The sequence below is a fragment of the Xanthobacter versatilis genome (assembly GCF_043193975.1).
GTDB lineage: Bacteria > Pseudomonadota > Alphaproteobacteria > Rhizobiales > Xanthobacteraceae > Xanthobacter > Xanthobacter autotrophicus_E.
This window is the reverse complement of record NZ_JBAFVB010000012.1, coordinates 86681-99947: the sequence shown is the minus strand read 5'-3', so window position 1 is coordinate 99947 and position 13267 is coordinate 86681. Positions and strand designations below refer to the sequence as shown.

The following is a 13267-nucleotide window of genomic DNA, read 5'->3' as shown; positions in this document are numbered from 1 at the left end:
TCAGGTCACTCCGAAAACAGGCGTTTCAGAACGCCCGCGCGAGGCGGGCATAGCGGTCGCTGGCGATCAGCAGCGCGCCGATGATGAGGATCTGCACGGTCGCGACCGCCGCCACCGTGGAATCAAGGTTCCATTCCAGATACGAGACCAGCGCGATCTGGAGCGTGGTGCGGCCCGGCCCCACCAGGAAGATCGACTTCTCAAGGTCGATGAAGGACACCACGAAGGAGAACAGCGCCGCCGCCACGATGCCCGGCTTGATGATGGGCAGCGTCACCCGGAAGAAGGTGGTGAACACCCCCGCGCCCAGCGAGCGCGCCGCTTCCTCAAAGGACGGACTCATGCCCACCAGCGAGGCCGTCACCAACCGCACCGTCCACGGCAAGGCGATGAGGCCATGGGCGATGAGCAGGCCCGGCAGGGTGCCGGCGATCTCCACGTCCAGCAGCACTTCCAGCTCGATGAAGGCCATGAACAGGGCTGCGCCGCCGACGATGCCCGGCACCACCATGGGCGAGAGCAGCACGGTCTGGATGGCATCCCGCCCCGGAAAGCGGTAACGCACCAGCGCCAGGCTTGCCGGCACGCCCAGCACCAACGAGATGGCCACCGCCACCAGCGCGGTCTCGATGCTGGTGATGAAGCCGTTGCGGAACGCCTCCTGCTCCCAGGCGCGGACATACCAGTCGAGGGTGTATCCGGTGGCCGGGAAGGAGAGGATGCGGTTGGCGAAGAAGCTCACCCACACGATGGCGACGAGCGGCAGCAGCACGAAGGCAAGCACCAGCGCCGAGAGCGCGGCATAGATGCGGTTGATGGCGAGAATTCCCATGGCGGCTCTCACTCGCTCCAGCGGCGATAGCGCCGCTGCACCAGGACGTTGGCGGTGGTGGTCAGCACCAGGGTCACCGCCATGAGCACAAAGGCGAGCGCCGCGCCGAAGGGCCAGTTCATGGCTTTCGCCACCTGCTGGTAGACGGCGGGCGCCATCATCTGGAAGCTCGGGCCGCCGATGAGCACCGGCGTCGCATAGGCGTTCATGGAGAGGATGAAGCACAGCAAGGTGCCGGCGAGGATGCCCGGCAGCGCCAAGGGCAGCACCACCCGCCACAGGGTGGTGAGGTGGGAGGCGCCAAGGCTGGAGGCGGCGGCTTCGAGGTTGGCGTCGATGCCCTCGATGACGCTCTGCAGCGTCACGATCATGAACGGCAGCAGCACCGAGACGAGGCCGATGACCACGGCGGTGGGCGTGTACATGAGCTTCACCGGCGACAGGCCGAGCGTCCCGATGAAGGCATTGAACAGGCCCTTGTCACCCAAAATCACCATCCACGCTGCGGTGCGCACCGCATTGCCCATGAGCAGCGGCAGGATGACGAGGAGGAGCAAGCGCCCCTTCCATTTGTCGCTGGCCTGCCGCACCAGAAAGTACGCCACCGGAAAGCCGGCAAGGAGGCACAGGAGTGTGGAGAGGCCGGACACCCACAGGGTGGTCGCCAGCACCTCCTGGTAGTAGCTGTCGGCGAAGAATTTCTGGTAGTTCGCGAGGGTGAGCGCCTCCACCATCATCTGCCCCGGCACGAACCGGTTCAGCGAATAGCGGAACATGAGGGCGAGCGGCCCCATCAGCGCCAGCACCACAAACAGGGTGCCCGGCGCGGCGAGGCCGAAGGCCGGCGACAGGCGCCGGCGCTCCCGCGCACCCGGCGCGGGAAGCTTGAGGGGCGGCGCGCTGGCGCCGCCGGGGCTGGTCGTTGCCGTGGACATGGCCGAACCCGACATGCCGGCCGCGCTCAGCGGGCGATGTTCTTGTTCCACCACTCGAGCCATTCCGCCGTATTCTTGGCCACGTGGGCGTAATCGGGGAATTTCAGCGCCGCCGCCTGCGCCGCCGTGAAGTCCACCTTGGCGCGCAGCTCGTCGGAAAGCTCCGCCTTGGAATTGGCCGGGGCGTAGAAGCTGGCGCCGGCAAGGCCCGCCATGGCTTTGCGATCCAGCATGGCGTTGAAATAGATATTGGCTAGGTCCGGGCTCGGCGCGCGCTTGGGCAGGGCCGCGCCGAACATCACCGCGATGGCGCCTTCGGATGGATACTGGATGGCCAGCGGCGCCCCGTCATTGGCCCATTGCAGGCCGCGCGCCTTGTAGTTCACCGCAATGTCCACCTCGCCATTGACGAGGCCGGCGCCGAGCTGCTGGTGGGCGGCATAGATGCGCGGCTGGGTCAGCTCCTTCAGCTGGATCAGCCGTTCCTTGCCCTGCTCTGTATTGGTGACATTGCCGCCTTTGATCAGACCGGCCATCATGATGTAGTTGAAGTAAAGCTGGTTGGTGAGGCCGATCTTGCCGGCCCACTTCTTGTCCCACAGCTCCTCATAGGACTTGGGCGGGTTCGGCACCTTGTCCTTGTTGTAGATGATCGTGACGCCGCTGTAGAGCCACGGCACGAAGAAGGGCTTGGATTTGAGCGCCGGCACCACGTCGGCGTAATTGGGCACCTTGGAAAAATCGATGTCGCTCAGCACCTCCTGGGCGTTCAGCTCCACGCTGTCGCCCTCGTTGATATGGATGACGTCGATGGTGCCACGCTTGAGCCGCTTCTCGGCGATCAGCTTGGCCTTGCGCTCCGGCTCCATGCCGAGGTCGCGGACGATCTTGATGCCGCGGCTTTCCACCAGCGGCGCTTCCACGAAGCGGATGGTCCGCTCGTTCCAGTCGCCGCCCCAGTTGGAGACGACGAGGGTGCCCTCCTGCGCACGGGCAAGGCGCGGGGCGGCGAGCACCGCCGCCCCCGCACCGAGCGCTCCGAGGACGGCACGCCGGGAGGGCGCACCCGAAAGGGTGAGATCAGTCTTCGTCATGTCCGCCTCTGGATTTTATTTTTGATGTCGAAGTCGAAGTCGTCGATGTCGGAGAAGGTCTGGAAGTCGCCGCACCGGAGCGCGGCGACCCGATCAGGCCTCGGAGCAAGAACTCTTCACGCCGCGGCGCGAGACTTGGCGCCGACTTCGTCGAGGTAGGAGATGCAGCGCTCCAGCGGCTCCACATCGGCGAACTTCGCGTCGATGTCGAAGAGGTTCCAGGCCACTGCGCCAGGCACCCGGTCGCCGATGCATTCCTTCACCGCGATGGTGCGGAAGCCTTCCGCCAGGCCGTCGCAAAGCGTTGTGCGCACACAGGCGGAGGCGGTGACACCGGTCACCAGGATGGTGTCCACATTGTTGGCGCGCAGGAAGCCGGCGAGGTAGGTGCCGTGGAAGGCGGAGGCCCGCTTCTTGATGAGCACCTGCTCCCCCTTCACCGGCTCGATGCGGCTGTCGATGGCCCACAGCTCGGGCTTGGACTGGTCCACCACCTCGATGGGAATCTTGTGGTGCCACAAGCCCATATCGGTCGCAGCCTCGGTCTCGTCGGTGACCTGGTAGCAGGTGGTCACATGCACCACCGGGTGGCCGTTGCGCCGGCAGGCGGCGAGCAGGGCCTGCACCCCGGGAATGATCTGGTCGTCGATCTTCTCGCAGGTGAACGGGTTGCCGGGACGGGTCCAGGCGTTGGCCAGATCCACGTTGATCAGCGCCGGCCGGCTGCCGAAGCCCACCCGCCGCTGGAAGCCGCGCCCCTGGTAGAGGGAGGTTGCCTGTTCGAAGGCGCGCGTCAGCGCCGCATCGAGATCTTCCTCGAACGCCATAGTCGTTGTCCCTGCTGGTTTTCCGCCCGTCTGCGCCGGACTTGCAGGGACCAGAGTGCTCAATCTTCTATGACAGGAGAAATTCCAAATTTCGCATGACTTATGCCATTTGTGATATGAATGTACCCATGCGCTTCGACCTCCGCCACGTCCGTGCCTTCGTCCTCCTGTCGGAGGAACTGCACTTCAGCCGCGCCGCCCAGCGCGCCCACATGACCCAGCCGGCCATGAGCCGCCTGATCCGCGACCTGGAACAGGACGTGGGCGTGCCGCTGATCGCCCGCACCACCCGCTCGGTGGAACTGACCGAGGCCGGCAAAGCCTTCCTCGCCGACGGCCGCGCCGCCCTGGAACGGCTGGAACGGGCCGTCACCAACGCCCGCCGCACCGCCAGCGGCGAGGTGGGCCTGCTGCGCATCGGCTACATGGACTTCGCCATCAACGGCCGGCTGCCGGAATTCCTGAGCGCCTTCAGTCGCTACCGGCCGGAGATCCGGCTGGAGATCTCGTTCATCCCCACCTTCAAGCAGCAGGAGGCGCTGCTGGCGGAGCGCATCGACATCGGCTTCATGATCGGCCCTTTCGAGGAGCCGAGCATGGAGAGCTACACCTTCGACGACAACCGCTACGTGGCGCTGCTGCCCATCACCCATCCGCTCTCCAACGTGCGCACCCTGCGCCTCTCGGACCTTGCGGACCAGCCCTTCGTGCTCGGCTCGGGCGAGAACTGGGGCGCCTTCCGCAACGCCTTCTTCTCCATCTGCCACCGCGCCGGCTTCACCCCGCGCATCACCCAGGAGGCCTCCTCGTCGGAAGGCATTTTCGGGCTGGTCGCGGCGGGGGCCGGAGTCTCGGTCTATGCCAGCTGCGTGCGCAACCTGCAGCGGCGCGGCATCGTCATCCGCGATCTCGACGACGTGTCGGAAAAGATCGTCACCGTGGCCGCCTGGGCCACTCCGGTGCGCTCGCCGGCGGTCTCCATCTTCACCGATTTCCTGCTGCGGGTGTGGGGCAGCGTCTAGCCGCCGCTCCGCCCGGAACCAGACCGTTCGGCCGGATCCCGATCAACGGGACGTGGGATAGAGCGGCTGGAGGCCACGGGCCTTGCGCCCGTTCCGCGCCTTCGCGGCACGCCGTTCGGTGGCCAGCGCCTTGCGTAAAGCGCGCCCGTCCCAGCCCCCGGCCCCGCCCGCATACAGGTGCTGGCTCAGCTCCGCCACCGCCTGCGCCATCCCGGGGGTACGCGGGGTCCAGGCCCCCGTCCCGCCCATGGCGCGGGCGAAGGAGAGCCAGGCGCGGTGGGCCGCGGCCGCATCATTACCGCGGCAGGCGGCATCGAGCGCCCGCGCCGCCGCATCGAGATCCACGGGCGCCAATTTCGGACGCCCGGCCGTGCGGCCGTGGACGGCCCCGGCCGGCCGGACCGCTCCGGGATGCGTCGGGTCCGGCGCACGCTCGGCCTCGGCCGGGCGCCGCCGACGCCCGCTGTAGAAGACGGTGCCGACCACCAGCACGGTCACGGCGAGCACGGCCAGCACATCGCGCACGTTCCAGCCGCCTGATGTTCCATCAGCAGTTGGCTTTGGGGCCGGTACGGCAACGGGAGCGGTCGGCACCCGCGGTGCGCTGCCGTCGGAGGAGGCCGACACATTGAGGGTCACGGCCGGCAAGGTGGCCACTTCCGCCCGGTTTGCCGTCACGTTCCACCACGGCACGGAGATGGCCGGCAGCGTCACCGTTCCGGCCCGCGTGGGCACCACGGAGACGCGCGTCTCCACCACCGCGCCGATGCCGCCGTCCACGGAGGTCGCGTCCGGCTTGCCCTCGTCGGCATATTGGCGCACGCCGTCCACATCGGGCGCCGCGAGGGGCGGCAACTGGCCGGGGCTTGCGCCTTTCACCTCCAGCCGCAAGGTGCGTACCAGCGCGCCGCCGACCTTGGCCTGCGCCGGCGGACGCGACCAGCTCTCGCGCAGGGTCACGGACCGGGCCGGCAGGAACCAGCCGGTGACGCCGGCGGGGCGCGGGCTGATCTCCACCTCCACCGGATTGGAATAGACGGTAACCTTGCGGCCGGCGTTGAAGCCGCCGCCGAGCCATGGCATGGCGGGCCGTCCCAGCGTGCGGGCCTGCTCCTGCGCGCCCGGAGGCGAGGTGGGGATTGAAGCCTTGAGCGCCAAGGAGGGGATCTGGATGGTGCCGGTGCGCTGCGGCCGCATGATGTAGCGCAGCTCAACCACCCGGAAGCGCTGGCGGCCGAAGACGCGGGAATAGGTTTTCAGTCCCCCATCGGGCGTGAAGGAGGCACCATCGGCCTCCGGTTGCCCCGCCGTCGCCTCCAGCGCGCCGACGCGGTCGAACATGCGCACCACTATGGGGATCTCGCTCTGGAGAAAGAACGGGGGCGTGCCTTGCACGTCCACCGCCAGCGAGAGCGGCTCGTCATCGGGCGGCGCGATGGCCGCGCCGGGAGCAATAGTGAGGTCGATGGGGGCGCTCGCCTCCCCGCCCACCGAAAGGGAGGGAATGGTGAGACGACCCGGATGCTTCGCCACCAGGGTCAGCACCCATTCGTTCACCTCGATCCTTTGCCCGGCCACGGTGTCCATGCGGCTGCGCTTGCGCCGGTCGAGGATCTCGAAGTCCTTCGACAAAGGGGTGACGTTCGGCGGCTCCAGGCTGTCGCGGCCGGTCAGGCTCAGCACCAGCTCGAACGGCTCGCCCTGGTCGGTGGGCAGGCGCTCGATGCTCGCCTTGAAGGCGCCAGCGAGGAGCGGCGTCGCCGCGATCAGCGCAGCCAGCAGGAAAGCGAGGCGCAGCAGCGCGCGGATCATGGCTCGCCCTCCACCTGGACGTTGACCGGGCTGCCCAAATAGCGCGCGCGGATGCGGGCGCGCAGGAGGCCGCCGGGATCGTCCGGCACCTGGCGCAGCGCCTGCTCGCGGCTCTGCACGTCGTCGGACAGCGCCTGCGCGGGCATTTTGCCCTCCTTGCTGCCGGGCGGCGGAGGCGCTGCGGTCGGCACCACCTGGGTGGGGCCGGGCGGGGGAGGCTCGAACGCCTTGTTTGCGTCCCCGCTGTCGTGCGGCACATCAGGCGCGCCCTGCGGCAGAGGCGGCGGCGGGGCCGACGCGGCGGTGGCCGGAGGAGACGGCGGGTTCGCCTGTGGCGGCTGGGGTGCCGGCTGCTGCTGGGGCGGCTCGGCCGGCGGCTGCGGAGCCGCGGCGATCTCAGGCGGCCGGCGCGGCGGCAGCGGCGCAGGGGCTTGCGGCGGTCCGGACGGCTGTGGCGCGCCGCCAGCCGACTGCGGATCCCCCTTATCGGGCTCGCCGGGCTTGGCCTTCTGCGGGTCCGCGCCGGCCTTGCCTGCGTCCGGCTTCGCATTGTCCGGCTTGGCGGGATCAGGTTTCGCCGGATCAGACTTGGAAGGGTCCGGCTTGGAGGGGTCCGGCTTGGAGGGGTCGGACTTGGAAGGGTCGGACTTGGAAGGGTCGGACTTGTTCGGATCGGGCTTGCCGGGATCGGATTTGCCGCCGCCACCGCCTCCACCGCTGCCGGATTTGTCCTTCTTCTGGTCGTTCTTCTTGTCGTCGTCCTTCTTCTTGCGGGCGTCGATGATGCCCTGCACCAGATCCCGGTTGAACTTGGCGTCGGCGTCGGCGGGGTCGGCCTTGAGCGCGGCGTCGTAGGCGGCGACGGCCTCCTCCAGCCGGTCGGAGCGGGCCAGCGCGTTGCCGCGATTGTAGTCGGCGCCGGGAATGCCCGCATAGGCTGCTGCCGCGGCCGCATGGTCGCCGGCCTTGTAGCGGGCGGCGGCGCGCCAGGCCGGGTCCTCGAAGCGCTGGGCGGCTGTTGCATAGTCCCCGGCGCTGAAGGTGGAGGCGCCCTGCTGGTCCGGTCGCGCCCACAGATCATCCCATGTCCCCGCCGCCGCCGGCGGCGGAGCGAACAGGGCCGGCAGGATGGCAAGAAGCAGCACGGCGATCCACCCCCGGCGGAAGGCGAAGGGCGCCAGCAGGACGGCGATGAGAAGCACGAACGGCCCCATGTCCGCCCACACATCCGCCGTGAAACCGTCCTGGTCGGCCGGCGGCGCCGTGGCGGACGCGCTGGTCAGCGGCAGGGTGCTCTCCAGGTCGCTGTCGTCGGCGGTGAGGCGGGAGAAGGTGCCACGCCCGGCAACCGCGAGGGCGGAAAGGCCCGCCGCATCCAGAGGCGCCGCCCCATCCGCGCCGGAGCCACCAACGCCGATCACGTTGACCTTGAAGCCTGCCCCCGCGGCCGCCCTGGCCGCCGCCTGCGCCTTCGCCGGGTCATCCCCGGCACTGTCCGCGAGAATGAGGATGCGGCCGCTGGAAGCGCCGGCGCCCTTCAGAAGCTCCACCCCCTTCTCGATGGCGAGATCGGTGCGCGCGGGGCCGCCGCGCATCAGGTTGGTGGCAAGCTCGGGCAGCATCTGGCCCACCACGCGGGCGTCCTCGGTCAGGGGTGCGGCGGTGAAGGGAATGTCGGCATAGACCACCAGCGCCACCTCGCCGCCGCGCATGCGCGCGAGCACATCGGCCACCTTGTAGCGGGCGGCGGCAAGGCGGGTGGGGCTGGCATCGCTGGCACCCATGGAACGGGTGAGGCTGAGCGCCACCACCACGGGTTCAAGCCGCCCGCCGGCCGGCTGCGGCAGCTTCTCCCAGGTGGGCCCGGCCATGGCGAGGATGGCCGCGCCCCAGCCCGCCAGCAGCAGCGCGATGGGCCAGCGGCCCGTCTGTCGCCCGCCCGACGCGGCAAGGTGGACGAGCAGATGGGGATCCACCACCCGCGACCAGTCGTTCGCGCCCTGCTTCAGCCGGCGCCACAGCAGCGCTGCGAGCACCGCCGCCGGCAGCAGGGCCAGCAGCCATTCGGGCCGCAGGAGATGGAAGCTCGCCGGCATCAGGCGGAGCCCTCCAAGCGCGCCGGCTCACCCCCACCCGCCCGGCGGCGCAGGGGCAAATGCAGCAGCAGCAGGGCCGAGAGGACGAAGCTCAGGAGCAGCGCCGCTCCGAGCGGCCAGTAGAACAGGGCGATGGTGGGACGCACATATTGCGGGTCCCCGGCCACCGGCTCGAGGCGGTCGATGTCAGCATAGATGGCGGCGAGGCCCTTGTCGTTCCGGGCGCGGAAATACTGGCCGCCGGTGAGCCCCGCGATCTTCTTCAGCGCCTCCTCGTCGAGGTCGCCCGACGGGTTCATGAGCATGCCGGGCTGGATGTCGGTGAAATTGCTGTCGGCGCCCACGCCGATGGTGTGGATGCGCACATTCTCCTTCGCCGCGATAGCCGCCGCCTCCATGGGGTCGAGTACGCCGGAGGTGTTGGCACCGTCGGTGAGCAGGATCAGCACCCGATCCTTCGCCGGCCGATCGCGCAGGGTCTTCACCGCAAGGCCAATGGCATCGCCGATGGAGGTGTTGCGCCCGGTCATGCCGATGGATGCCTCGGCGAGGAGTTGGCGCACCACATTGCGGTCGAGGGTCAGCGGCGCCTGCACATAGGCCCGGGTGCTGAACAGGATGAGGCCGATGCGGTCGCCGGTGCGGCGGGCGATGAAGTCGTCCGCCACGCGCTTGACCACCTGCAGCCGGTTGGCCGGCACGCCGGACTGGACCAGGTCCGGCGACGACATGGAGGCGGAAAGGTCCACCGCCAGCATCATCTCGCGGCCTTCCACGGGGATAGCGACGGGCGTACCCACATAGACCGGCCGCGCGGCGGCGATGACCAGCAGGGTCCAGATGAAGGCCAGCGTCGCCAGCCGCAGGCGGCTGAAGCGGGGCCGGCCGGCGGCGACGAGGCCGGCGCGGGCGAGGTCCGCGAAGAACGGCAGGCGCAAGGCACCGGCCTGCCGCTCCGGCGCGCGCGGCAGCAGCAGGCGGACCAGGAACGGCAGCGGCAGCAGCGCCAGCACGAATGGCCATTGCAGGGTGATCATGCGCGCGCCCTGATCCAGCGCCGCACGGCAGTGACGAAGGCTTTCGGCGCGATCCCGGCATCCGGAGCGGCGGCCGGCGGATAATAGGGCGCGCGGGCGAGGTATGCCGCCTCGGCGACGCCGAAGCCCGCCTTGCCGGCCACCAGCACCCGCGTCCACGCCTCCCCGGTGAGAGCCGTGGCCTCATCCCCGGACTGGGCGCGCACGAGCCGGCGCAGCACGCCGGAGGCCGCCACGGCGATGGTCTGGGCATCGGGAAGGCCATCGCCTCCCTCTTGCGCATGGGCCTGCGCCAGCGTCGCCTCGAACTCCTTCATGGCCTTGTAGGCAAGCGTCTGCCGCCAGCGCCATTCGCGGATGGCGAGCACGACCCCCACCAGCAGGACCAGCCCGGCCAGCGCGTACCAGCCGGGAGCAGGCGGCCAGAACGGCACGTCCGGCGGCAGGTGGATATCGCGCAGGGTGGCGAGCTGTTCCTCAAGGGAGGGCGTCGCCGGGGCGTCGGGGATCTTCCCCCCCGGCGTCAGGAAGTCCGGGGTCGAGAAATCGGGCGCGGTGGGCGGGAGCGTGGTGGGAGAGGTCATGCCGGGGCACGCCCCATTGCCCGCCGCCCCGCCGACTGGAGCGGCCGCAGCCGCTCGGGATGCAGCACATCCGCCGGATCGCTGCCGGTCTCAAGATCAAGGAAGGTCATGCCGCGCTCGCGGCAGATCCGCTCGACCCCGTCATGACGCACGGCGAAGCGCTGGGCATAGGCCGCCCGCAGCGCCGCCCGCTCCGCATCGAGCCGCGCCACCGCAACCCCGTTGGTGACGGGATAGTGGCCGGGGTCCGGCATCTGCGCTTCCAGCCGGTCGAACACGAACAGGCAGGTGACGTGATTGTCCACCGCGAGCCGCTCCAGCTCGCGCACGGCATGGACATCGAGATCGCCAAAGTCGGTGACGAGGAAGACGAGGGTGCCGGGCCGGGCCAGCGACCGGGTCCGCGCCAGGGCTTCCGCCAGCGTGGGCTCCTCCGGCGCCGGTCCCACTCGCTCGGCGGTGGCGTCGGCCACGGCGCGCACGAAATTCAGGATGCGCCTGCGGCTGCGCTCGGGCCGGAAGGCGCTGACACCGGACGGTGCCAGCACCACGCCCCCCACCCGGTCGCCGCCGGCGATGCCGACCCAGGCCAGGATGGCCGCCGCCTTCGCTGCCAGCACCGACTTGAAGCTGTCGCGCGTGCCGAAGCGCATGGGCGCGCGCGCATCGGCGAGGATCAGGACCGGGCGCTCGCGCTCTTCCTGGAACAGCTTGGTGTGGGTGCGCCCGGTGCGCGCGGTGACACGCCAGTCGATGGTGCGCACATCGTCGCCGGGATGGTAGGCTCGCACCTCGTCGAATTCCATGCCGCGGCCGCGGAAGGACGAGCGGTGGCCGCCGAACTGGTGGGTCCGCACCTTGCCGCCGGGCGCAAAGCCGCCGCCTCCGCGCGGGCGCGCGGCCACCAGCTCCGGCAGGCGGGCGACGACGCCCTTCAACGGATCCTTGTCCGACATCTCCTGTTCCGACATGGCAGTCCGCGACCTCAGCCCACCGGCACCCGGGCGATGAGGAGGTCGATGAAATCGTCGCTCGTCACCCCGTCGGCCTCGGCCTCGAAGGTCATGAGCACGCGGTGGCGCAGCACCGGCTTCAGCACGGCCTGCACATCCTCTGGCACCACATAGTCGCGCTTGCGCCGCCAGGCATGGGCGCGGGCGCAGCGGTCGAGGGCGATGGTGCCGCGCGGGCTGGCGCCGAAGCTGACCAGCCCTTCGAGGTCGGCGCCGTACAGCTCGGGATGGCGGGTCGCCTGCACCATCTGGAGCAGGTATTCTTCCACCGGCTCCGCCATATGGACGGCCGCTACCGCGCGCCGGGCGGCGAACACCACCTCCTGCGGCAGGGGCGGACCGAAGTCCGGCGCCACGCCCCTCGCCTCCCCGCGCACCAGGCGCAGGATCTCGCGCTCGGCGGCGATATCGGGGAAATCGATGCGCACATGCAGCAGGAAGCGGTCGAGCTGGGCCTCCGGCAGCGGGTAGGTGCCCTCCTGCTCGATGGGGTTCTGCGTGGCCATCACCATGAACAGGTCGTCGAGGCGGTAGGTCTTGCCGCCCACCGTCACCTGGCGTTCGGCCATGGCCTCCAGCAGGGCCGACTGGACCTTGGCCGGGGCGCGGTTGATCTCGTCGGCGAGGATGAAATTGTGGAACAGCGGCCCTTTCTGGAAGCGGAAGGTGCCGTCCTCGGGCCTGTAGATGTCGGTGCCGGTCAGATCGGAGGGCAGCAGGTCCGGCGTGAACTGGATTCGCTGGTCGCTGAGGTCGATGGCTCGGGCCAGCGCCTTGATGGCCTTGGTCTTGGCAAGGCCCGGCGCGCCCTCCACCAGAAGGTGGCCGTCCGCCAGCACGGCGATGAGCAGCAGTTCCACGAACGCCGGCTGGCCGAGGATGCAGGCGTTCATGTAGGCGGCAAGATCGTCGAACGCCCGCGCGAGCCCGGCACTTTCATGCGCCATCCGCTCATGACCGGCGCGATCCGCCACGGGGGGCCGCGCCCGGGCAGAGGCGCCTTCCAGGAAACTGGCGTCACGGCTTGTCGTCATGAAAGAAGGGTTCCGGTCTCGTGCTGGCTTTGGATCCTTATATCGCCGCGGATGCGCGATCGCACATTATCTCGCAGTCATTTTTCAAGCTCGCGGCGCCCCAGGCCAAGTCCCGGGCCGGCCGGACGCCGAAGATGCGCCCCGTGCCGCTGCGGCGGATGGAGGCATGGCGAACGGTTGAGCCCCTCAGCCCCACCGGCCAAGATGGCGCCTCCCGCCCCCCTGCCCCACCGGCCCCGGGCGCCCTGACGCAGCGGAGAACCCGACCCGTGCCCGATCCGTCCCCCGACGCGCGCCGTTCCGCCCCGGCGGTCGCGCGCAACCGCGAGCCCATCGCCGCCCAGCTGCTCCAGCTTCTGCCCGCGACCGGGCTGGTGCTGGAGATCGCCAGCGGCACCGGCGAGCACGCGGTGTATTTCGCCCGAAAGATGCCGCATATCACCTGGCAACCCTCCGACCCCTCCCCCGAGGCGCGGGCCTCCATCGCTGCCTGGACCGCTGCGGAAGGCCTTGCCAACGTCCGAGCGCCCCTCGCGCTGGATGCCGCCGCTGCGGACTGGCCGGTGGGCAAGGTCGATGCGGTGGTCTGCGTCAACATGATCCACATCAGCCCGTGGGAGGCGACCGAAGGGCTCATGCGCGGCGCCGGTGCCCGCTTGCCGCCGGACGGCGTGCTGTTCGCCTATGGCGCTTACCTGCAGGACGGCGTCCCCACCGCCCCCAGCAATGTGGCCTTCGACGCCGACCTGAAGCGGCAGGACCCGCGTTTCGGCCTGCGCCACCTTCACGACGTGGCCGCCTGCGCGGCGAAAAACGGCCTCGCCCTCGCGCGGGTGGTCGAGATGCCGTCCAACAACCTGTCACTGGTTTTCCGTAAGGTGATGACGGTTTCGCCCGGCACCGGCGCTGTGCCATAGTCGGGCACCGCACCGCCGGAACCGGATTGGGGTGAGCCAGACTCACCGCAATCTGCTATCAGGA

12 protein-coding genes and 1 pseudogene are annotated in these 13267 nt (G+C 69.7%); 3 read left to right on the top strand and 10 right to left on the bottom strand.

Translation table 11 applies throughout. The annotated features are described in order from the left end of the window. Positions 1-25 precede the first annotated feature (25 nt). The 4 genes from V5F66_RS19730 to V5F66_RS19715 all read right to left on the bottom strand — a co-directional run bounded on the left by V5F66_RS19730 (position 26) and on the right by V5F66_RS19715 (position 3688). Positions 26-832: an ABC transporter permease gene (locus tag V5F66_RS19730; RefSeq protein ID WP_012112878.1), complete on the bottom strand. Its 807-nt coding sequence runs from the start codon at positions 830-832 to the stop codon at positions 26-28. 8 nt (positions 833-840) lie between these two features. After that, a complete protein-coding gene (locus V5F66_RS19725) occupies positions 841-1767 on the bottom strand; it encodes an ABC transporter permease (RefSeq protein ID WP_394094551.1) in 927 nt (308 codons plus the stop codon). Between the two features lie 26 nt (positions 1768-1793). Continuing rightward, entirely contained in the window at positions 1794-2861 is a 1068-nt protein-coding gene (locus tag V5F66_RS19720; RefSeq protein ID WP_394094550.1) for an ABC transporter substrate-binding protein, read from the bottom strand. Between the two features lie 116 nt (positions 2862-2977). Further along, entirely contained in the window at positions 2978-3688 is a 711-nt protein-coding gene (locus V5F66_RS19715) for an isochorismatase family protein (RefSeq protein ID WP_012112875.1), read from the bottom strand. A 128-nt stretch (positions 3689-3816) separates the two neighbouring features. Between V5F66_RS19715 and V5F66_RS19710 the strand changes: the two genes are divergently transcribed. Further along, complete coding sequence (locus V5F66_RS19710) at positions 3817-4710, top strand: LysR family transcriptional regulator (RefSeq protein WP_041575167.1); 894 nt, start codon at positions 3817-3819, stop codon at positions 4708-4710. A gap of 42 nt (positions 4711-4752) precedes the next feature. Here the strand turns inward: V5F66_RS19710 and V5F66_RS19705 are convergent, their stop codons facing one another. Continuing rightward, the gene (locus tag V5F66_RS19705; protein ID WP_394053414.1) at positions 4753-6522 is read right to left on the bottom strand and encodes a BatD family protein; all 1770 of its coding nucleotides are present in this window, start codon (positions 6520-6522) and stop codon (positions 4753-4755) included. A gap of 51 nt (positions 6523-6573) precedes the next feature. Between V5F66_RS19705 and V5F66_RS19700 the strand changes: the two genes are divergently transcribed. Further along, positions 6574-7377, top strand: a complete 804-nt coding sequence (locus V5F66_RS19700; protein WP_394094581.1) for a pentapeptide repeat-containing protein — start codon at positions 6574-6576, stop codon at positions 7375-7377. A 647-nt stretch (positions 7378-8024) separates the two neighbouring features. On the opposite strand, the pseudogene V5F66_RS19695 reads toward V5F66_RS19700, so the two are convergent. The 5 genes and pseudogenes from V5F66_RS19695 to V5F66_RS19675 all read right to left on the bottom strand — a co-directional run. Then, positions 8025-8393 (bottom strand): annotated as a pseudogene (locus tag V5F66_RS19695) (VWA domain-containing protein); the annotation flags it as partial. 224 nt (positions 8394-8617) lie between these two features. After that, positions 8618-9655 carry a vWA domain-containing protein gene (locus tag V5F66_RS19690; RefSeq protein ID WP_012112871.1) on the bottom strand — a complete coding sequence of 346 codons (1038 nt, stop codon included), beginning with the start codon at positions 9653-9655 and terminating at the stop codon, positions 8618-8620. Further along, positions 9652-10239, bottom strand: coding sequence for a DUF4381 domain-containing protein (locus tag V5F66_RS19685; protein ID WP_394094549.1), 588 nt, complete (start codon positions 10237-10239; stop codon positions 9652-9654). The genes V5F66_RS19690 and V5F66_RS19685 overlap by 4 nt, the downstream gene beginning before the upstream one ends. Further along, complete coding sequence (locus V5F66_RS19680) at positions 10236-11195, bottom strand: DUF58 domain-containing protein (RefSeq protein ID WP_198139197.1); 960 nt, start codon at positions 11193-11195, stop codon at positions 10236-10238. Before V5F66_RS19680 ends, V5F66_RS19685 begins: the two co-directional genes overlap by 4 nt. 29 nt (positions 11196-11224) lie before the next feature. Beyond that, entirely contained in the window at positions 11225-12199 is a 975-nt protein-coding gene (locus V5F66_RS19675) for an AAA family ATPase (RefSeq protein WP_012112868.1), read from the bottom strand. Positions 12200-12555: 356 nt separating this feature from the next. Here V5F66_RS19675 and V5F66_RS19670 point away from each other — a divergent pair, with 356 nt between their 5' ends. Then, positions 12556-13203, top strand: a complete 648-nt coding sequence (locus V5F66_RS19670; RefSeq protein ID WP_049775856.1) for a DUF938 domain-containing protein — start codon at positions 12556-12558, stop codon at positions 13201-13203. Positions 13204-13267 lie beyond the last annotated feature (64 nt).